The sequence below is a fragment of the Pseudomonas sp. NFACC05-1 genome (genome assembly GCF_900100135.1).
Taxonomy (GTDB): domain Bacteria; phylum Pseudomonadota; class Gammaproteobacteria; order Pseudomonadales; family Pseudomonadaceae; genus Aquipseudomonas; species Aquipseudomonas fluorescens_Q.
Genome location: NZ_FMTR01000002.1, coordinates 46282 through 67095, shown reverse-complemented (window position 1 = coordinate 67095; position 20814 = coordinate 46282). Strand labels below are relative to the sequence as shown.

The following is a 20814-nucleotide window of genomic DNA, read 5'->3' as shown; positions in this document are numbered from 1 at the left end:
GATCCTACGTGAGATCCAGACCGATCCTGCCTGCGCTGCTGTTAGTCGCCTCACTGCTGAGCGGCTGCGCCGGTCTTGATGTCACCCGCGAGCCCTCCCAGGCCTTACCGGCCGCCGAATCTTCGTTCGGCCGCTCGGTCCAGGCCCAGGCTGCCGCCCATGAAGGACGCTCGGGCTTTCGGCTGCTATCGGACAGCACCGACGCGTTCATTGCCCGGGCCGAGTTGATTCGCCACGCCCAAGGCAGCCTGGATTTGCAGTACTACATCGTCCATGACGGCATCAGCACGCGGATGCTGGTAGATGAATTGCTCAAGGCCGCCGACCGGGGCGTGCGCATACGGATATTGCTGGACGACACCACCAGCGATGGCCAGGATCAGATCATCGCCACCCTCGCCGCTCATCCGCAGATCCAGATCCGCCTGTTCAACCCGCTGCACCTGGGACGTGCCACCGGCGTGACTCGCAGCCTCGGGCGCCTGCTCAACCTTTCGCAGCAACACCGCCGGATGCACAACAAGCTGTGGCTGGCGGATAACAGCATGGCCATCGTCGGCGGTCGCAACCTGGGCGATGAGTATTTCGACGCCGAACCCAACCTGAACTTCACCGACATCGACCTGCTCAGTGTCGGCCCGGTGGCCGAACAACTGGGTCACAGCTTCGACCAGTACTGGAACAGCGCCCTGAGCAAACCCATCGAGCAGTTCCTGTCCCATCGCCCCACGCCCAAGGAACTGGCCAACAGCCGCCTGCGCCTGCAAGAATCCATGGAGCAGACCCAAAAGGAAAATCACGCGCTCTACCAACAGCTGACCGCCTACAAAACCCAACCGCGCCTGGACACTTGGCGCGATCAGCTGATCTGGGCCTGGAACCAGGCACTGTGGGACGCGCCCAGCAAAGTGCTGGCCAAGGACGAACCGGACCCTCAACTGTTGTTGACCACCCAACTGGCCCCCGAGCTGACGGGTGTCAGCAAAGAACTGATCATGATTTCCGCCTACTTCGTCCCCGGCCAGCCAGGCTTGGTGTACCTGACCAGTCGCGCCGATGCCGGCGTGTCGGTGAGCCTGCTGACCAACTCCCTGGAAGCCACCGACGTGCCCGCCGTGCACGGCGGCTATGCACCGTACCGCAAGGCCCTGTTGCAACATGGCGTACGCCTGTTCGAACTGCGACGACAACCGGGCGACACCGGCAGCAGCCCGCACCTGTTCTACAGCAAATCCTACGGCGAATCGGACTCCAGCCTGCACAGCAAGGCGATCATCTTCGACCAGCAGAAATCGTTCATCGGCTCGTTCAATTTCGACCCGCGCTCGGTGCTGTGGAACACCGAAGTCGGCGTGCTGGTGGACAGCCCTGAACTCGCCAGCCAAGTGCGCGAACTGGCCTTGCAGGGCATGGCGCCAGCCCTGAGCTATCAGGCCAGGCTGGAGGATGGAACGCTCGTCTGGACCACCGAAGACAATGGCCAGACGCACGACCTGAACCGCGAACCGGGCAGTTGGTGGCGCCGATTCAATGCCTGGTTCAGCACGACGATCGGGTTGGAGCGGATGCTGTAGGGGCACCCCGCTGTTGTGGCGAGGGAGCTTGCTCCCGCTGGACTGCGAAGCAGTCCCGGCTTTTGCGGTTGCTGCGCAACCGAGCGGGAGCAAGCTCCCTCGCCACGGGGTTTGGTGTGCTCAGGCCGCTTGGGTCGCCCCGAACGCCCCCTGGCGCAACAGCAGGATCACCAGGCCAAACGCCCCTGCGGCCATGAACAAGGGCAGCGCATGCCCGCTGATCCACTGACTGCCCGCTCCCGCCACCAGTGGCCCGATCAGGCAACCAAGGCCCCACAGTTGCGCGACGTGGGCGTTGGCCCGCACCAGCGCATCGTCACGGTAACGCTCGCCGATCAGGATCAGCGACAACGTGAACAAACCGCCGGCACTGGCGCCGAACAGTACCCACAGCGGCCAGATCAACAGGGTATCGATCAACAGCGGAACCGCCAGGCTCGATAACGTCAGCGCCACTGCACAGCCCGTCAACAGCGCCCGACGAGACACGCGATCGGCCAGGGCACCAATGGGCAACTGCAACAGGGCATCACCGACCACCACGGTGCTGACCATGGCCAGCGCTACGTCGGCGGTGAAGCCCTGGCGCAGGCAATACACCGGCAGCAACGTGAGGATCATGGCCTCGAACGCAGCGAACAACGAGACCGCCCAGGCAATCGCCGGCAAGCCCCGGCAAAACGTCCACAAGTCGCCAAACGTAACGCTGCCGGCCTCGCTGCTCGGCGCACCGCTACGGCCCAGCAACAGTAAGGGTGCGATCAGCAGCAAACCGACACCCACCCAGAACCCGTAGTCATGAGCGGTCCCCAGCGCGCCCAGCAGCAGTGGGCCGGACAACTGGCTCAAGGCGTAGCTGCTGCCGTACAGCGCCACCAGTCGCCCACGCCATTTCTCAATGACCAGTTGGTTGATCCAACTCTCACCCAGAATGAACACCAAGGTCAGGACCACGCCAATCAACAGGCGCAGCAGCAGCCAGACCGGATAGCTGGGCAGCAGCGCCAGCAACCCGATGGACACCGCGCCGCCCCACAGGCACAGACGCATCAACGCTGCCGTGCCAAACCGCGCCGCCAGCCGGCTGGACACCTTGGCCCCGAGCAACACCCCCACGGCCGGCATGGCGGCCATCACGCCAATGGCGAACGAGCCATAGCCCCAGCCCTCCAGGCGCAGCGACACCAGCGGCATGCTCACGCCCAAGGCCAGGCCGACACTCAGGACAGACGCCAACACGGCGAAATAGGTCGCCCAACGCATTTCCACGCTCCTGTGGACAGTTATCAATCCCAAGCGCCACCCAAAACATTGTGGGAGCGAGCTTGCTCGCGATAGCGGCGCAACATTCAACAAAGTCGTCGACTGTCATACCGCGATCGCGAGCAAGCGCGCTCCCACAGGGGATGTGTGTCTACCGCAAATCTTCCGCTCCCACAAAAGGGATCAGAGTTTGATCCAGGTCGACTTCAGCTCGGTGTACTTGTCGAACGCATGCAGCGACTTGTCGCGACCATTACCCGATTGCTTGAAACCACCGAACGGCGCGGTCATGTCGCCGCCGTCGTACTGGTTGACCCAGACGCTGCCGGCACGCAGGGCCTTGGCGGTCAGGTGGGCCTTGGAGATGTCCTTGGTCCATACCGCCGCGGCCAGGCCGTACGGCGTGTCGTTGGCGATCTCGATGGCCTGCTCGGCGGTGTCGAAGGCAATGACCGACAAGACCGGGCCGAAAATCTCTTCCTGGGCGATTTTCATGGCGTTGCTCACGCCGTCGAAAATCGTCGGCTCGACGTACGTACCGCCCGTTTCCTCAAGGATGCGCTTGCCGCCGGCCACCAGTTTGGCGCCGTCGCTGTGACCGGCCTCGATGTAGGACAGCACGGTGTTCATCTGCTGGGTATCGACCAGGGCGCCGACATTGGTGGCCGGGTCCAGAGGGTTACCAGGCTTCCAGCCCTTGAGGGCTTCGATCACCAGTGGCAGGAACGTGTCCTTGATGGAACGCTCCACCAACAGCCGCGAGCCGGCAGTGCAAACTTCGCCCTGGTTGAAGGCGATGGCGCTGGCGGCGGATTCGGCGGCGGCTTGCAGGTCCGGGGCATCGGCGAACACGATGTTCGGGCTCTTGCCGCCGGCTTCCAGCCAGATACGCTTCATGTTGGATTCGCCGGAGTAGATCATCAGTTGCTTGGCGATCTTGGTAGAGCCGGTGAACACCAGCGTATCGACGTCCATATGCAGGGCCAGGGCCTTGCCGACGGTGTGGCCATAGCCTGGCAGCACGTTCAGCACGCCCTTCGGAATGCCGGCCTCAATCGCCAGTGCGGCGATGCGGATAGCGGTCAGCGGGGATTTTTCCGACGGTTTGAGCACCACCGAGTTACCGGTGGACAGCGCCGGGCCGAGCTTCCAGCAGGCCATCATCAACGGGAAGTTCCAGGGCACGATAGCGCCCACGACACCCACCGGCTCACGGGTTACCAGGCCCAACTGATCGTGCGGCGTAGCCGCCACTTCGTCGTAGAGCTTGTCGATGGCTTCACCGCTCCAGCTCAAGGCTTGCGCCGCGCCGGGAACGTCGATGTTCAGGGAATCACTGATCGGCTTGCCCATGTCCAGGGTTTCGAGCAGGGCCAGTTCTTCGGCATGCTGCTTGAGCAGGCCGGCAAAACGAATCATGGTGGCTTTGCGCTTGCTGGGTGCCAGGCGCGACCAGACGCCGGAACTGAATGTGGCGCGGGCGTTTTCGACCGCACGCTGGGCGTCGGCGACGTCACAGCTGGCGATCTTGCCCAGCAGGCGGCCATCGACCGGGCTGAGGCAATCGAAGGTTTCGCCGGACACCGCATCAGTGTACTCGCCGTTGATGAAGGCGCGGCCCTCGATCTTCAGGTCGCGGGCGCGTTGTTCCCAGTCGGCACGAGTCAGGGTGGTCATGCGTGTGTCCTCCTCTTATTGAGTACGAACGCCGCGCGGTGCGCAGCGCTCAAAAGTATTCTGCCCAACCAGCCTGGTTTCGGCGCCGTTTTCGGCATAGGGCACCCGCCACCCTAAACCAGCGGCTGGTCATGTTTCAATATATTTGACACAACGCGGGCAAACGACCTTGCGATGTTCGTTTTAATAAACATAGACTCGAAGCCTTCCAAGCGATCACTGGGGATCACCCGCATGAGCATTCAGGACATCGTCGATTTCAGCCAGGCCAATACCACCGCCGAACGTTATCGCCCGGACCCGGCCAAGGTGTTCAAGGGCGACCCCGAGCAAACCGTGTTCAACCATTACAGCAGCCCCTGCGGGCAGATGAACGCGGGCGTATGGGAAGGCGCCGTCGGCCAGTGGACGGTCAATTACACCGAGCATGAGTATTGCGAGATCGTCCAGGGTGTTTCCGTGCTGCGGGACGACAATGGCAATGCCAAGACCCTGCGGGCTGGCGACCGCTTTGTGATCCCAGCGGGTTTCCAGGGCACTTGGGAAGTGCTGGAGCCGTGCCGCAAGATTTACGTGGTGTTCGAGCAGAAGGCTTGAGCCCCGCCGAAAAAGAAGCTGACACTCTATCGCTGGTAAAAACCAGCGCAGCAGATAAGACTGCTCACGGGCATCACGTATTTTATCGTCGCAACGGCACGCACAGGACGTGCGGCCAACCGACAGGTGAGCGCCCTGACCCTATCACTATTGCAAGGAGGCAATATGCCCGTCGTACCCGATCAATGCGATCTCGCCATCGCCCAATACACCATCGGCCAAAAATGCACCCCTCAATTGCTTGAAGAGGTTCGCGCCTTGGCCAATGGAGCCCCCGTCCGCGCCACAGGCCCGAAATATCCGTCGAGCTGGGACCTGCGTCCGCGCCGGATCAACCTGCACACCGACGCCGACAGGATCATTGTCAGCATCAACTGCGGCTGACCCCCTCGTCGCTGACCACACAATCCAAGCGCAACAAAAAAGGCCCGTATCTCGCGATACGGGCCTTTTTCGTAAGAAGGGAAAAATCAATTACTTGATTTTGCCTTCCTTGTAGATCACGTGCTTGCGAACAACCGGATCATATTTCTTGATCTCGATTTTGTCCGGGGTAGTACGCTTGTTCTTGTCGGTAGTGTAGAAGTGACCAGTACCGGCGCTCGAGATCAAACGAATCAATTCACGCATGATTAGCTCCCTTAAACCTTGCCATCGCGACGAAGTTCGGCCAGCACGACACTGATGCCACGCTTGTCGATGATACGCATGCCCTTGGCAGATACGCGCAGACGCACAAAACGTTTCTCTTCTTCAACCCAGAAGCGGTGATGCTGCAGGTTCGGCAGGAAACGACGACGGGTTTTGTTGTTTGCGTGGGAAATGTTATTCCCAGTCACCGGACCCTTACCGGTAACTTGACAGACTCTCGACATGCCTCAGCCCTCTAAAACCACATGCCCAACCCGGCATGGGTTGGCCGCTTAATCTCTCAGTCATTTGGCGCCAGGCGCCGCGTTTCTTTAAGGGTCTTACCGGCTACACCTACAGTGAAGGAACCGGGCCCCTAGAAAAGAGCGCTGCTTTATACCAGAAAGACCACAGCGCAACAACAGCCGATGTGATTTGTCTTCATGGCGAATCATCGACCAACCGCCCCGGGCGGCGGGGGCAGAGGCTGGCACAGCACCTTACCGCTCGTCGCTGCATGCAGGTTTTTTTCACCTGTGGCGATTTTTAGTCCATCCACGCGTTGGCGCAGAGTGCCGGAAAATGCAAAAAGGGGATAGTCATTTAGCGGCGAGCCCACTAGGGTAGGCCTTTTCCAGACTGCACTCGCAGATGGGCCTTCGACTTGCACAGGAAACCGACCATGCGCCTCGCTGCCCTACCATTGTTGCTCGCCCCTCTGCTGATCACCCCACAGGCCTTGGCCGCCGCCCTGAGCGTCTGTACCGAAGCCAGCCCGGAAGGGTTCGATGTCGTCCAGTACAACTCCCTGACGACCACCAACGCCTCCGCCGACGTGCTGATGAACCGCCTGGTGGACTTCGATACCGCCGGCGGCAAAGTGGTCCCCAGCCTGGCCGAGCGCTGGGAAGTCTCCACCGATGGCCTGACCTACGTGTTCAAGCTGCGGCCACAGGTCAAGTTCCACCACACCGACTACTTCACGCCGCGCCGCGACCTGACCGCCGAGGACGTGAAGTTCAGCTTCGAGCGCATGCTCGACCCGGCGAACCCCTGGCACAAGGTGGCGCAAAGCGGTTTCCCCCACGCCCAGTCCATGCAACTGCCAGCGCTGATCAAGAAAGTCGATGCGCTGGACCCGTTGACCGTGCGCTTCACCCTCGATCACGCCGACTCGACCTTCCTGGCGACGTTGGGCATGGGTTTTGCCTCCATTTACTCGGCCGAATACGCCGATCAGTTGATGAAGGCCGGTACGCCGGAAAAGCTCAATAGCCTGCCGATCGGCACCGGCCCGTTCATTTTCAGCCGGTTCCAGAAGGACGCCTCGATTCGCTACAAGGCCAACGACGCCTATTTCGGCGGCAAGCCCCAAGTGGACCCGCTGGTCTTCGCCATCACGCCGGATGCCAATGTGCGCCTGCAGAAACTGCGTCGCAACGAATGCCAGATCGCCCTGTCGCCCAAGCCGCTGGACGTACAAGCCGCCAAGCAAGAACCTACGCTGAAGGTCGAGCAGACCGACGCCTTCATGACCGCGTTCGTGGCCATCAACAGCCAGCATCCGCCGCTGGACAAGCCTGAGGTGCGCCAAGCCATCAACCTGGCCTTCGACAAGGCCAGCTACCTGAAGAGCGTCTTCGAAGGCACCGCCGAAGCCGCCAATGGCCCCTACCCGCCCAACACCTGGAGCTACGCCAAAAGCCTGCCCGGCTACGCCCATGATCTGGCCAAGGCCCGCGACCTGTTGGCCAAGGCCGGCTTGAAGGAAGGCTTCCAGACCACCATCTGGACCCGCCCTTCCGGCAGCCTGCTGAACCCCAACCCCAGCGTCGGCGCGCAACTGCTGCAGTCCGACCTGGCGCAGATCGGCATCCAGGCCGAGATCCGGGTGATCGAATGGGGCGAACTGATCCGTCGCGCCAAGGCCGGCGAACATGATTTGCTGTTCATGGGTTGGGCCGGCGACAACGGCGACCCGGACAACTTCCTCACGCCACAGTTTTCCTGCGCGGCGGTCAAGTCCGGCACCAACTTCGCCCGCTACTGCAATCCCGACCTGGACAAACTGATCAGCGCCGGCAAGACCACCGGCGAACAAGGCGTGCGGGCCAAGCTCTACGAGCAGGCCCAGGCCCAGATCCAGCAACAGGCCCTGTGGCTGCCCCTGGCGCACCCGACCGCGTTCGCCCTGGCCCGCAAGGATGTGCAGGGTTACTCGGTCAGCCCGTTTGGGCGGCAGGATTACTCGAAGGTCAGGCTCAAGCCGTAAGCTGCAAGCTGCAAGCTGCAAGCTCAAGAGCAGATCACACCCGGCTCTGAACTTGCGGCTTGAAGCTGACAGCTTGCCGCTGCCTCACATCCACCCATGCTCCGCCATCGACAGCGGCTCCCCATCGCCAACAATGAAGTGGTCGAGCACCCGCACATCGATCAGTTCCAACGCCTCCTGAAGCCGCTCAGTGAGCACCCGGTCGGCCTGGCTGGGCTCGGTGTTGCCGGAGGGGTGGTTGTGGCACAGGATCAACGCGGCGGCGTTGTGGGCCAGGGCGCGCTTGACGACCTGCCGGGGATGGACACTGGCGCTGTCGATAGAGCCGCGGAACAGTGCCTCGAAGGTCAGCACCTGGTGCTTGGCATTGAGAAACAGGCACCCGAACACCTCGTGGGGTTCGTGACGCAACATCGATTTCAGGTACTCACGCACCGCGAACGGGCTTTCCAGCGTGGTCTTTTCCCGTGCCCGTTCAGCCAAATGCCGACGACTCATTTCCTGAGCCGCTTGCAGTTGGGCAAACTTCGCCGGTCCGAGCCCCATATGATTACTGAATGTGATCTGATCGGCTTCAAGCAGCGCGCGCAGACTGCCAAATTGAATCAATAGTTGTCGCGCCAGATCCACCGCGCTTTTGCCCGACACGCCGGTGCGCAAAAAAATCGCCAGCAGCTCGGCGTCCGATAGACTCCCCGCCCCTAGCGCCAATAACCGCTCCCGTGGCCGCTCGGCCGCGGGCCAATCGCGAATACTCATGGCATCTCCCTGATTGTGAGCGCCGCTGTTCCATAGCGGTCGCTGTGATATCGTAGCCCATCTTTTTTGCAGGCGATTTGCACCCTGGCAGCTGCTGCCAAGGGGTTCGTCTTGCACTGACCACTGAAATCGAAAGGCAGGCCTATGCAGCGGCTGTATCGGAAACGCATCGTTCTGGGCGTCGGCGGCGGCATTGCCGCCTACAAGAGCGCCGAGCTGGTTCGCAGGCTTATCGACCAGGGCGCGGAAGTACGGGTCGTCATGACCCGCGGTGGCAGCGAGTTCATTACCCCGCTGACCATGCAAGCCCTATCCGGGCACCCGGTCCACCTGGATTTGCTCGACCCGGCGGCCGAAGCCGCCATGGGTCACATCGAACTGGCCAAGTGGGCCGACCTGGTGCTGATCGCCCCGGCCACGGCCGACCTGATCGCCCGTTTGGCCCAGGGCATCGCCGACGACCTGCTGACCACCCTGGTGCTCGCCACCGACGCGGTGGTCGCCGTGGCGCCGGCCATGAACCAGGCCATGTGGCGCGACCCGGCCACCCAGGCCAACCTGCAATTGCTCGAAAGCCGCGCCCTGAAAGTCTTCGGCCCGGCCTCCGGCAGCCAGGCCTGCGGCGATGTCGGCATGGGCCGCATGCTTGAAGCCACCGACCTGGCCCAGTGCGCCGCCGACTGCTTCCAGCGCCAGGCCCTGACCGGCAAGCACGTGCTGATCACCGCCGGACCGACCCAGGAAAACATCGACCCGGTGCGCTACATCACCAACCACAGCTCCGGGAAAATGGGCTTCGCCCTGGCCGAAGCCGCGGTAGAAGCCGGCGCCCGGGTAACACTGATCACCGGCCCCGTGCACCTGCCGACTCCGGACCGGGTCACGCGCATCGATGTGGTCAGCGCCCGGGACATGCTCGCAGCCTGCGAGGCCGCCATCCCCTGCGACCTGTTCATCGCCTCGGCGGCGGTGGCGGACTACCGCCCCGAAGTCGTCGCCCCGCAAAAATTGAAGAAAGACCCTACAAGCGGCGACGGCCTGCTCCTGCAAATGGTGCGCAACCCGGACATCCTGGCCAGCATCGCCACCCGCCCCGACCGCCCGTTCAGTGTCGGCTTTGCCGCCGAGACCGAACACCTGCTCGATTACGCCGCACGCAAGCTCAAGGACAAGAATCTCGACTTGATCGTCGCCAACGACGTGGCCAACCCGAGCATCGGCTTCAACAGCGAAGAAAACGCCTGCAGCGTGATCGACCGCCAGTTGCACGCCACACTTTTCGCCCAGACCAGCAAGAGCAAGATTGCCCGCCAGCTGATCACTTTCATCGCCGAACGTCTGAACCAGGTTTAAATGTCATGCACGCCCTACAAGCCAAGATCCTCGACCCACGCATCGGCAACGAATTCCCGCTGCCGCAATACGCCACACCGGGCTCCGCCGGCCTCGACCTGCGGGCGATGCTCAAGCAGGACACGATCCTGGAGCCGGGCCAGACCCTGCTGATTCCTACCGGCCTGTCGGTGTACATCGGCGATCCTGGCCTGGCCGCGCTGATCCTGCCGCGCTCGGGCCTGGGCCATAAGCACGGCATCGTGCTGGGCAACCTGGTGGGCCTGATCGACTCCGACTATCAAGGCGAACTGATGGTGTCGTGCTGGAACCGCGGCCAAACAGCCTTCAACATTGCCGTGGGCGAACGCATCGCGCAGCTGGTGCTGGTGCCGGTGGTCCAGGCCCACTTCGAACTGGTCGAAGAATTCGACGAAAGCCAGCGTGGCGCGGGTGGTTTTGGGCATTCCGGCAGCCATTGACCGGTGTTTTCAAGCCGGGCGTCCTGCCCGGCCCGTTTGTGAAGCTTGTGTTTCAGGACAAAAAATGCGCAGTGGCTTTCTGCTAGGTTTCCCATCCGGAATCAACGTATTAGGCGAGCGAGGCCGGGATAACGCTGTCTCATGGCATTTTCCCACCACGAACTCTCTGTCAAAAACGCCGTCATACCCTTCAGCTTGAGCCTGCCGACGCGACCCGTCGGCCTGTCCAGTCACTTTCCTGATAGAGCGCCCCGCCCATGAACACCCCAGCCGCAATCGCCCCGATCTTCCCTGACAGCATCTTCCGCGCCTACGACATCCGTGGCGTGGTACCGGACACCCTTACCGCCGAAACCGCCTACTGGATCGGCCGGGCCATTGGCTCCCAGAGCCTGGCCCAGGGCGAACCGAACGTGTGTGTCGGCCGTGATGGCCGCTTGTCGGGGCCTGAGCTGGTCGAACAACTGATAAAAGGCGTCGCCGACAGTGGCTGCCACGTCAGCGACGTGGGCCTGGTGCCGACCCCGGCGCTGTACTACGCCGCCAACGTGCTGGCCGGCAAATCCGGAGTGATGCTCACCGGCAGCCACAACCCATCGAACTACAACGGTTTCAAGATCGTCATCGCTGGCGACACCCTTGCCAACGAGCAGATCCAGGCCCTGCACACCCGCCTCAAGACCAACGACCTGAGCAGCGGCCAGGGCAGCATCACCAAGGTCGATATCCTCGAACGCTACAACGACGAAATCGTCAAGGACGTGAAGCTCGCTCGTCGCCTGAAAGTGGTGGTCGACTGCGGCAACGGCGCGGCTGGCGTGATCGCCCCGCAACTGATCGAAGCCCTGAACTGCGAAGTCATCCCGCTGTTCTGCGACGTGGATGGCAACTTCCCTAACCACCACCCGGATCCGGGCAAGCTGGAAAACCTTGAAGACCTGATCGCCAAGGTCAAGGAAACGAACGCCGACCTGGGCCTGGCCTTCGACGGCGACGGCGACCGCGTGGGCGTGGTGACCAATACCGGCAGCGTGGTGTTCCCCGACCGCCTGCTGATGCTGTTTGCCAAGGACGTGGTAGCGCGCAATCCGAACGCCGAAATCATCTTCGACGTTAAATGCACCCGTCGCCTGGTGCCGTTGATCAAGGAATACGGCGGTCGTCCACTGATGTGGAAAACCGGCCATTCGCTGATCAAGAAGAAAATGAAACAAAGCGGCGCCCTGCTGGCCGGCGAAATGAGCGGCCACATCTTCTTCAAGGAGCGCTGGTTCGGTTTTGACGACGGCATCTACAGCGCCGCGCGCCTGCTGGAAATCCTCAGCAAGGAGAAATCCAGCGCCGAAGAGCTGTTCGCAACCTTCCCGAACGATATTTCTACGCCAGAAATCAATATCCATGTGACCGAAGAGAGCAAATTCAGCATCATTGATGCACTGCACGACGCTCAATGGGGCGAAGGCGCCGAACTGACCACCATCGATGGTGTGCGGGTCGACTATCCCCACGGCTGGGGCCTGGTTCGCGCATCCAACACCACACCGGTGCTGGTACTGCGTTTCGAGGCCGACAACGAGGCCGAACTGCAGCGCATCAAGGATGTGTTCCACACCCAACTCAAACGTGTTGCACCTGATCTCCAACTACCGTTTTGATTTTTTGAAGCACTACCGGAGCCCTGAATGACCCTCGAACGCGAAGCCGCCGCCAACACCGCCAAGGTCCTGTCCGAAGCGTTGCCTTATATCCGACGCTACGTCGGCAAGACCCTGGTGATCAAATACGGCGGCAACGCGATGGAAAGCGAGGAGCTCAAGACCGGCTTCGCCCGCGACATCGTGCTGATGAAGGCCGTGGGCATCAACCCGGTGGTGGTCCACGGCGGCGGCCCGCAAATCGGCGACCTGCTCAAGCGCCTGTCGATCGAAAGCCACTTCATCGATGGCATGCGCGTGACCGACGCGCAGACCATGGATGTGGTGGAAATGGTCCTGGGCGGCCAGGTCAACAAGGACATCGTCAACCTGATCAACCGTCATGGCGGCAGCGCCATCGGCCTGACAGGCAAGGACGCCGAGCTGATCCGGGCGAAGAAACTCACCGTGACCCGCCAGACACCGGAGATGACCCAGCCGGAAATCATCGACATCGGTCATGTGGGCGAAGTGGTCGGTATCAACACCGATCTGCTGAACCTGCTGGTCAAGGGCGACTTCATCCCGGTGATCGCACCCATCGGCGTGGGCGCCAACGGCGAGTCGTACAACATCAACGCCGACCTGGTGGCGGGCAAGGTGGCCGAGGCACTGAAAGCTGAAAAGCTGATGCTGCTGACCAACATCGCCGGCCTGATGGACAAGTCGGGCAAAGTCCTGACCGGACTGTCGACCCAGCAGGTCGATGACCTGATCGCCGACGGCACCATCTACGGCGGCATGCTGCCGAAGATTCGTTGCGCGCTGGAAGCGGTGCAGGGCGGCGTCGGCAGCTCGCTGATCATCGACGGCCGGGTACCGAATGCGATTCTGCTGGAGATCTTCACCGATACGGGTGTGGGTACGTTGATCAGCAATCGCAAGCGGCCTTAATACCGGAAACGCAACAGATCGCGACCTTTACAGCTCCAATTGGATTTTCGAGTTTGCGAAAATCCGTTAGGGCTGGCGAGGCTCGCGATTTTTTTTGCGCTCGAGAATGTCGAGGGAAGCTGGATTTTCATCAAATACGCGCATTTCAACAAACGCTGAAACTGCCATATTTATTGAAAATACTGGAAGAATTTCACCAGTTGACCTATTTTCAACATTCGTTGAAAAGGGCTCCATCAATGAAAGATTTCGAAAAAAGCTCAAAAGAGGCGTTGTGCGATCTCCTGCGCAAAGTGCCAATCATCGAAATAAAAAGCCTGGAAGCCGCGCCGCAGACAAAATACTGGGCCCCCGATTTCATCGTTGAAATAGCCACATCGGGTAAATCTCGCTCTCTGGTCTGCGAGGTTAAAGCCAGTGGGCAGCCCAGATTTGTAAACGCAGCCATCCTTCAGCTTCGTGACTACGTAACTGCGTGGGACATTGACGTCACAGCTATCGTAATCGCCCCCTATCTCTCGCCCGCTGCCAGGCAGGCATGTCGGGAAAAAGGTGTCGGCTACTTGGACCTTGAGGGTAATGCCTGGATTTCATTCGATGGCGTATTCATCGACCGTCAAGTTGCGGATAAGCCGCCAGCAGAACATAGAGAGCTGAAGTCACTCTTCAAGCCGAAGTCAGCACAGATCCTTCGTGCAATGCTGCGCGAACCGGCCCATGCATGGCGGGTAATTGAGCTCTCCGAAGCGGCCAGCACAAGCTTGGGTCAAGTCAGCAATGTGCGTACCGCCCTGCTTGATCGGGAATGGGGGCAGGTAACAAGCAATGGATTCTTCCTATGCGATCCTCAGGCCCTGCTGGATGCATGGGTCGAGGCCTACGAACCTCCATCGGGGGAGCGTAAAAAGTTCTATACCACCTTACATGGCAGCGCCCTGGAAAATGCAGCGCGGAGCGTTATTGGCGAACAGAGCTGCGGGCGCACGCTTTTCTCCTCGTTTTCCGCCGCGCAATGGCTCGCGCCCTATGCCCGTGTGGGCACGCATTACTTTTATGCCGACAGTGAAGGGTTGGATAAACTGATCGAAGCTCTACAGCTTGTCCCTGCGGCCAAGGGCGAAAATGTGGTGATCACCGTTCCCAGGGACGAAGGACTTTTACTGGACACCGTCGAAGCAGCACCCGGCGTGCTGTGCACCAGCCCGGTTCAGACCTATCTGGATTTGACGGTGGCCGGAGAACGCGCAAAAGAAGCTGCTGAGTATTTACGCCAGGAAAAATTGACATGGCCCCGTTAGTGCCGCAAGAGCCTCAATCTGCCTCGGATTATGAGGATAGGACTACGGCCGCAGTGAAGGCCGTGCTCGTCGAAATGGGCCAGATTCTGGGAAGTTTCAAAGGCAAGTTCGCAGTGATCGGAGGAGCGGTGCCATGGCTGCTCCTTGCCCATAATGACATGCCGCATGTGGGTACGCTCGACGTCGACTTGAGCCTAGATGCAGAAGCACTTGGCGATGGCGAGTACGCAACACTGGTCGAGGCCCTGATGGGCAATGGGTATGAGCAAAGAGGAGAGCTACGACGCTTCCAGCTCGTTCGCCAGGTTCCCGTGAACGATGGGGGCGCCCCGATAGATGTGATCGTGGATTTCTTGATGCCTCGCGATGCCGAGATCATCCAGAATAAACCGCCTATCCTGAATGACTTTGCGGTTCAACGTGCCGATGGCGCCGATTTGGCAATGCGGTTCTATCAGATGGTCGCGATTGAAGGCCCCATGCCAACTGGCGGCAAAAATCGCGTCGAGGTTGCCGTTTGCTCTATCCCGGCACTGCTCGCGATGAAGGGCTATGCCCTTAATGGGCGACATAAGCAAAAAGACGCCTACGACATCTACTATTGCGTCCGTAATTATCCAGGTGGCATAGCGGCACTCGCTGAAGAATGCCGCCCCGTCATTGAAACCGGAAGTGGCGAACAAGGCTTCCTGCACATCTGCCAAAAATTTGATGTAGCCGACGGCTATGGCCCGACCTCTGTAAGGCGTTTCGTCGAAGACAGCCAAATCCTTGAGGATCGGACCCCGGACCAGTGGCAACAGGACGCGTTTGGACAAGTGGATGCTTTACTGCGCGCCCTTTGCCTTCGCAAGTGAGCGCCACTGAATAAAAGGCCCTGTCTCACAGGGCCTTTGGTTTTTCAGACACCAAACTGCGCCCGATAAGCCTCAACCGCCGGCAAATGCTGCTTGAGCTGCGGATCGTCGGCCAAAAACTCCAGCACCTGGTTCAGCGACACAATGCTGATCACCGGAATGCCGAAGTCACGCTCCACTTCCTGGATCGCCGACAGCTCACCGTTGCCGCGCTCCTGGCGGTTCAGGGCGATCAGCACGCCAGCGGCCTTGGCGCCTTCCTGGGCAGCGATGATCTGCATCACTTCGCGAATGGCAGTGCCGGCAGTGATGACGTCGTCGATGATCAACACGTCGCCGGTCAGCGGGGCACCCACCAGGCTGCCGCCTTCGCCATGGGCCTTGGCTTCCTTGCGGTTGAAGCACCAAGGCAAGTCGCGGTCGTGATGTTCAGCCAGGGCGACGGCAGTGGTGGCGGCCAGCGGGATGCCTTTGTAGGCTGGGCCGAACAGCACGTCGAACGGGATGCCGCTCTCGACGATGGCCGCCGCATAGAAACGACCCAGTTGCGCCAAGGCAGAACCGCTGTTGAACAGGCCGGCATTGAAGAAGTACGGGCTGGTGCGCCCGGACTTGAGGGTGAACTCACCGAAGCGCAAAACGCCGCGATCGATGGCAAAGCGAATGAAATCGCGCTGATACGCCTGCATGAAAAAAAGCCTCAAATACCGCGGATTTAGCTAAATAGGTACACGGCGTGTATCATACACGCACGTGATTTTTGGGGCCATTTATGCGGATCATCAGTGTGAACGTCAATGGTATTCAGGCTGCAGTCGAGCGTGGTTTGCTCAGTTGGCTGCAAGCACAGAATGCCGACGTCATCTGCCTGCAGGACACCCGCGCCTCCGCCTTTGAACTGGACGATGCAGCCTTCCAACTGGATGGTTACTTCCTTTATGCCTGCGATGCCGAAGTCCCCGCCCAGGGTGGCGTGGCTTTGTACTCGCGGCTGCAACCGAAGGCTGTCATCAACGGTCTCGGTTTCGAGACGGCGGACCGCTACGGGCGCTACCTGCAAGCCGATTTCGACAAGGTCAGCATCGCGACCTTACTGCTCCCTTCGGGGCAGAACGGCGATGAAGATTTGAATCAGAAATTCAAGTTGATGGACGACTTCGCCCGTTATCTGGATAAACAGCGGCGCAAACGTCGCGAGTACATCTATTGTGGCTCGCTGTACGTGGCGCAACAGAAGCTGGATATCAAGAACTGGCGCGACAGCCAGCAATCTCCTGGTTTCCTGGCGCCGGAACGGGCCTGGATGGACGAGATCATTGGCAACATGGGTTATGTCGACGCCCTGCGCGAAGTCAGCCGTGAAGGCGACCAGTACAGCTGGTGGCCGGACAACGAACAGGCCGAGATGCTCAACCTTGGCTGGCGCTTCGACTACCAGTTGCTGACGCCTGGCCTGCGCCGCTTTGTACGCAGCGCCCGCCTGCCGCGCCAGCCACGGTTCTCGCAGCATGCGCCGCTGATCGTGGATTACGACTGGACGCTGACCATCTAGCGTACCGGCGACATTCCCAGGTCGACCGAAAAAGAAAATGCCCGTATCGCAAGATACGGGCATTTTTTATGGCAAACGTTACCGCGCAGAACCTCAAGCCACGGCAAACAACGGCAGGGCAAGGTACAACTTGATGACGATGACGTTAATGATATCGATGAAGAACGCTCCCACCATCGGTACCACCAGAAACGCTATCTGCGAAGGCCCGTAGCGCTGAGTCACTGCCTGCATATTGGCGATGGCCGTCGGCGTGGCGCCCAACCCAAAACCGCAATGCCCTGCCGCCAAGACGGCTGCATCGTAATGACTGCCCATGATTCTGAACGTCACGAAAATCGCAAACAGCGCCATGACCAATGTCTGGGCCGCCAGGATAATGAATATCGGCAATGCCAGTGACGCCAGGTCCCACAACTTGAGTGACATCAAGGCGATAGCCAGAAACAGTGACAGGCTGACATTGCCAAGTACGGATACTTCTCGCTCAAAGACCTGATACAAGCCAAGTGCCGAAAGTCCATTGCGCAAGACCACCCCCACGAACAAGACACAAACGAACGTCGGCAACTCGAATGCGGTGTCGTGGAGCTGCCCATTCAAGAGCGTACCGGCCAGCAGGCTGACTGCAATCAGGGCGAGCGTCTCAATAAACGAAAACGGCGTAATCGAGCGCTCTTTGTTCGGCTGTTCGAAACCCTTGGGTATCCGGGGCTTTTCTGATTCAAGACCGCCGGGTGACTGAACACGCTTGATGAGCAGGCGCGCAACCGGCCCACCGATCAAGCCACCTAACACCAAGCCAAACGTCGCGGAAGCCATCGCAAGTTCGGAGGCAGAAGCCAGGCCGAACTTCTCACTGAACACCGTCCCCCACGCCGCGCCAGTACCGTGACCGCCCGCCAAGGTGATCGAGCCAGTCAGCAACCCCATCAACGGATCGAGCTCCAGCACTGTTGCGAGCCCGATGCCCATGGCGTTCTGGACCACCAACAGGCCGACGACCGCCAGCAGGAAAATCCCAACCACGCGCCCGCCTTTCTTCAGGCTCGCGAAGTCCGCGCTCAGGCCAATCGTGGCAAAAAATGCCAGCATCAACGGTGTCTGCAATGAAGTATCAAATCGAACTTCAACTTCAAGCCCCCGCAAAGCCAGGAGCACCAGGGCAACTACCAGCCCGCCCGCTACAGGCTCAGGGATATTGTAGGCGCGAAGGAAACCAACACGCGTAACAAGTCCGCGCCCCAGCAAAAGCACCAGAGAGGCGGCGACAAGTGTTCCATAGAAATCGAGCTGAAACATGAGTGTTTATTCTTTGAACATATATTCAGGGGCGAACTTTTTACCTGGACACGCCTCTTGAACAGGTTGATTGCCTCAACACTGATTGGCTTTGAATTCAAGGACCTTCAATGGTCTGAATATATCGAAATATTTCTGAAGGAATATAACTTGGCGCAACTCTATCAATCGAAGCGTCTTATTGCCAAGCATAGAGACCGCACTAAAACCGTGCAGTTGTGACTAGAAGTGTAAGAGCGGAATATGCGCACAATAACTCGCTACGCAGTGGGAAACTGCACATAAAAAGAAACATTTATGACTTCAAAAAAGACAATGCCCCGATAGGCCAGGGCATTGTCCTTGGATCGCAGGGCTGATCGTTATTTGACCAGGCGCCAGGTAAACGGGTACCGATACGGCTGCCCTTCATTGGCCTTCACGCCACCAATGATCGTCAGCACAAGCGCACCGATGGCCACCAGGCCGAACAGGAAGAAGCCGATCACCACGACCATCAGCAGCAGGCTGATCGCCGAGGCAATCGCCACGGTGATCTGGAAGTTCAGCGCTTCCTTGCCCTGGGCATCGATGAACGGGTCGGACTCACGCTTGAGCTGCCAGAGCACCAGCGGCCCGATCAGCGTGCCGAACGGAATCCAGATCCCCAACAAGGCGGACAGGTGACAAAACATTGCCCATTGACGCGCCTCTTTGCTCGGCTGGGGCAGTAGGATTTGCTCATCACTCATGACACTCTCCTTGTCTTGAAGCGGGAATCGATCAGTCAGCCAAGGCGGCCTTTTGCAGTTCGAAGATCTCGTTCATGCCTTTCTTCGCCAATTCCAGCATAGCGTTCAATTCTTCTGGCTGGAACGGCGCGCCCTCGGCAGTGCCCTGGACTTCGATGAAACCGCCGGCACTGGTCATGACCACGTTCAGGTCAGTCTCGGCAGCGGAGTCTTCCAGGTAATCCAGGTCCAGCACCGGCTCGCCCTGGTACATGCCCACGGACACAGCGGCAATCATTTGCTTGAGCGGGTCGCCGCCCTTGAGGCCGCCGCGCTTCTTGATCACTTTCAAGGCATCGACCAGGGCGACCATGGCCCCGGTGATGGAAGCAGTACGGGTACCGCCATCGGCCTGGATCACGTCGCAATCGACATACAGCGTCACGTCACCCAACTTGGACATGTCCAGAGCGGCACGCAGCGAACGGCCGATCAAGCGTTGGATTTCCAGGGTACGACCGCCCTGCTTGCCACGGCTGGCCTCACGCTGGTTCCGCTCACCCGTGGCGCGCGGCAGCATGCCGTATTCGGCCGTCAGCCAGCCCTGGCCCTGCCCCTTGAGGAAGCGTGGCACGCCGTTTTCGACACTGACAGTGCAGATGACTTTGGTATCACCGAATTCGACCAGTACAGATCCCTCGGCGTGTTTGGTGTAGTTGCGGGTAATGCGGATCGAGCGAAGCTGATCGGCAGCGCGACCACTTGGACGTTTCATAGGGAATACCTGTACGGAGGACGGAAAACTGCCGAGCATTATAGAGCCGTGAATCGTCATAGGGCAGTCAAACGTCACTCGGCTCCAAAAAGCCGGCGCGAGCGAAGCCGCGCAAAGGCCTGCCCGACGGGTTGCAGCGCTTTGTCACATGCGCGTTTGGGGCATGCGCTTCACTGCGCTACAATCCTGCGCCTTTGCTGCCCTTCGGCTTTTATTCACAGATTCCAGGCCCCACCACCACCCGTTGTGGCCGCCTGCATTGCGAGGACCCTCCATGGTGCACAGCATGACCGCTTTCGCCCGCGTCGAAAAAGCCGGGGCCCAAGGCACGCTGAGCTGGGAACTGCGTTCGGTCAACAGCCGCTACCTGGAGCCACACCTGCGCCTGCCCGAGTCTTTCCGCGACCTCGAAGGCGGCGTGCGCGAGGCGCTGCGCCAGGGCCTGTCCCGGGGCAAGCTGGAATGCACCCTGCGCTTCACCGAAGAAAGCACTGGCAAAGCCTTGCAGGTGGACCGTGAGCGCGCCGCGCAACTGGTCGCCGCGGCCGAAACCGTCGCCAGCCTGATCAAGCATCCTGCCGCCTTGAACCCACTGGAAGTCCTGGCCTGGCCCGGCGTGCTGGTGGGCGATGCGAGCGACCCCCAAGCGCTGAACGCCGAGGCGATGACGCTGTTCAATGAAGGCCTCAAGGAACTCAAGGCCGGCCGCGAGCGCGAAGGCGCGGAGCTGGCCCGACTGATCAACGAGCGCCTGACCTCCATCGAAGAAGACGTCAGCACCCTGCGCGAACTGGTCCCACAGATGCTCGCCACTCAGCGCCAGAAAGTCCTCGACCGCTTCACCGACATGAAGGCCGAACTGGACCCGCAACGCCTGGAACAGGAAATGGTCATGCTCGCGCAAAAAAGCGACGTGGCCGAAGAACTGGATCGCCTGAGCACCCACATCATCGAAGTTCGCCGGGTGCTCAAGTCCGGCGGTGCGGCCGGTCGCCGCCTGGACTTTTTGATGCAGGAACTCAACCGCGAAGCCAATACACTGGGCTCCAAAGCCTTCGACCCGCGCAGCACCCAGGCGGCGGTCAACCTCAAGGTGTTGATCGAACAAATGCGCGAACAAGTGCAGAACATTGAGTAAGGCTAACG

20 protein-coding genes and 1 pseudogene are annotated in these 20814 nt (G+C 60.2%); 12 read left to right on the top strand and 9 right to left on the bottom strand.

Annotated elements, in window-relative coordinates:
- Positions 1–8 precede the first annotated feature (8 nt).
- A complete protein-coding gene (locus tag BLO97_RS04440) occupies positions 9–1574 on the top strand; it encodes a phospholipase D family protein (RefSeq protein WP_092345152.1) in 1566 nt (521 codons plus the stop codon).
- Between the two features lie 120 nt (positions 1575–1694).
- On the opposite strand, the gene BLO97_RS04430 is transcribed toward BLO97_RS04440, so the two are convergent.
- Together BLO97_RS04430 and BLO97_RS04425 are read right to left on the bottom strand one after the other, a co-directional pair.
- Complete coding sequence (locus tag BLO97_RS04430) at positions 1695–2837, bottom strand: MFS transporter (RefSeq protein WP_092148288.1); 1143 nt, start codon at positions 2835–2837, stop codon at positions 1695–1697.
- Positions 2838–3020: 183 nt separating this feature from the next.
- The gene (locus BLO97_RS04425; protein ID WP_057449428.1) at positions 3021–4514 is read right to left on the bottom strand and encodes an aldehyde dehydrogenase; all 1494 of its coding nucleotides are present in this window, start codon (positions 4512–4514) and stop codon (positions 3021–3023) included.
- A 234-nt stretch (positions 4515–4748) separates the two neighbouring features.
- On the opposite strand from BLO97_RS04425, the gene BLO97_RS04420 reads away from it, so the two are divergent.
- Both BLO97_RS04420 and BLO97_RS04415 read left to right on the top strand, forming a co-directional pair.
- Positions 4749–5111, top strand: coding sequence for a cupin domain-containing protein (locus BLO97_RS04420; protein WP_072343141.1), 363 nt, complete (start codon positions 4749–4751; stop codon positions 5109–5111).
- 165 nt (positions 5112–5276) lie between these two features.
- Positions 5277–5495, top strand: coding sequence for a peptidase inhibitor (locus BLO97_RS04415; protein ID WP_063323806.1), 219 nt, complete (start codon positions 5277–5279; stop codon positions 5493–5495).
- 90 nt (positions 5496–5585) lie between these two features.
- Here BLO97_RS04415 and rpmG read toward each other — a convergent pair whose 3' ends face one another.
- Complete coding sequence (gene rpmG, locus BLO97_RS04410; protein WP_003177274.1) at positions 5586–5741, bottom strand: 50S ribosomal protein L33; 156 nt, start codon at positions 5739–5741, stop codon at positions 5586–5588.
- An 11-nt stretch (positions 5742–5752) separates the two neighbouring features.
- Positions 5753–5986, bottom strand: a complete 234-nt coding sequence (gene rpmB / locus BLO97_RS04405) for a 50S ribosomal protein L28 (protein ID WP_003177273.1) — start codon at positions 5984–5986, stop codon at positions 5753–5755.
- A gap of 437 nt (positions 5987–6423) precedes the next feature.
- On the opposite strand from rpmB, the gene BLO97_RS04400 reads away from it, so the two are divergent.
- Complete coding sequence (locus BLO97_RS04400) at positions 6424–8013, top strand: ABC transporter substrate-binding protein (protein WP_092345150.1); 1590 nt, start codon at positions 6424–6426, stop codon at positions 8011–8013.
- 84 nt (positions 8014–8097) lie between these two features.
- Here the strand turns inward: BLO97_RS04400 and radC are convergent, their stop codons facing one another.
- Entirely contained in the window at positions 8098–8772 is a 675-nt protein-coding gene (gene radC, locus BLO97_RS04395; protein ID WP_092345148.1) for a RadC family protein, read from the bottom strand.
- 144 nt (positions 8773–8916) lie between these two features.
- On the opposite strand from radC, the gene coaBC reads away from it, so the two are divergent.
- The 6 genes and pseudogenes from coaBC to BLO97_RS04365 all read left to right on the top strand — a co-directional run bounded on the left by coaBC (position 8917) and on the right by BLO97_RS04365 (position 15329).
- On the top strand, positions 8917–10125 hold the full coding sequence (gene coaBC / locus BLO97_RS04390) for a bifunctional phosphopantothenoylcysteine decarboxylase/phosphopantothenate--cysteine ligase CoaBC (RefSeq protein WP_003206865.1): 1209 nt from the start codon (positions 8917–8919) through the stop codon (positions 10123–10125).
- A gap of 5 nt (positions 10126–10130) precedes the next feature.
- Positions 10131–10586, top strand: coding sequence for a dUTP diphosphatase (gene dut, locus BLO97_RS04385; protein ID WP_003206867.1), 456 nt, complete (start codon positions 10131–10133; stop codon positions 10584–10586).
- 251 nt (positions 10587–10837) lie between these two features.
- Positions 10838–12241 (top strand): annotated as a pseudogene (locus BLO97_RS04380) (phosphomannomutase/phosphoglucomutase); the annotation flags it as partial.
- A 27-nt stretch (positions 12242–12268) separates the two neighbouring features.
- Positions 12269–13174: an acetylglutamate kinase gene (gene argB / locus BLO97_RS04375; RefSeq protein WP_003206871.1), complete on the top strand. Its 906-nt coding sequence runs from the start codon at positions 12269–12271 to the stop codon at positions 13172–13174.
- 239 nt (positions 13175–13413) lie between these two features.
- A complete protein-coding gene (locus BLO97_RS04370; RefSeq protein WP_092221258.1) occupies positions 13414–14472 on the top strand; it encodes a type IV toxin-antitoxin system AbiEi family antitoxin in 1059 nt (352 codons plus the stop codon).
- A complete protein-coding gene (locus tag BLO97_RS04365; protein WP_092221256.1) occupies positions 14460–15329 on the top strand; it encodes a hypothetical protein in 870 nt (289 codons plus the stop codon). The genes BLO97_RS04370 and BLO97_RS04365 overlap by 13 nt, the downstream gene beginning before the upstream one ends.
- 44 nt (positions 15330–15373) lie before the next feature.
- Here BLO97_RS04365 and pyrE read toward each other — a convergent pair whose 3' ends face one another.
- Positions 15374–16018, bottom strand: coding sequence for an orotate phosphoribosyltransferase (gene pyrE / locus BLO97_RS04360; protein WP_092148297.1), 645 nt, complete (start codon positions 16016–16018; stop codon positions 15374–15376).
- Between the two features lie 83 nt (positions 16019–16101).
- Here pyrE and BLO97_RS04355 point away from each other — a divergent pair, with 83 nt between their 5' ends.
- The gene (locus BLO97_RS04355; RefSeq protein ID WP_013694557.1) at positions 16102–16881 is read left to right on the top strand and encodes an exodeoxyribonuclease III; all 780 of its coding nucleotides are present in this window, start codon (positions 16102–16104) and stop codon (positions 16879–16881) included.
- A gap of 93 nt (positions 16882–16974) precedes the next feature.
- Here BLO97_RS04355 and gltS read toward each other — a convergent pair whose 3' ends face one another.
- The 3 genes from gltS to rph form a co-directional block, all read right to left on the bottom strand.
- Entirely contained in the window at positions 16975–18183 is a 1209-nt protein-coding gene (gene gltS / locus BLO97_RS04350) for a sodium/glutamate symporter (RefSeq protein ID WP_092148300.1), read from the bottom strand.
- A 362-nt stretch (positions 18184–18545) separates the two neighbouring features.
- A complete protein-coding gene (locus tag BLO97_RS04345) occupies positions 18546–18914 on the bottom strand; it encodes a DUF4870 domain-containing protein (RefSeq protein ID WP_013694558.1) in 369 nt (122 codons plus the stop codon).
- Positions 18915–18945: 31 nt separating this feature from the next.
- Complete coding sequence (gene rph, locus BLO97_RS04340; protein ID WP_003177262.1) at positions 18946–19668, bottom strand: ribonuclease PH; 723 nt, start codon at positions 19666–19668, stop codon at positions 18946–18948.
- 274 nt (positions 19669–19942) lie between these two features.
- On the opposite strand from rph, the gene BLO97_RS04335 reads away from it, so the two are divergent.
- Complete coding sequence (locus tag BLO97_RS04335) at positions 19943–20806, top strand: YicC/YloC family endoribonuclease (protein ID WP_063323798.1); 864 nt, start codon at positions 19943–19945, stop codon at positions 20804–20806.
- Positions 20807–20814: the final 8 nt, after the last annotated feature.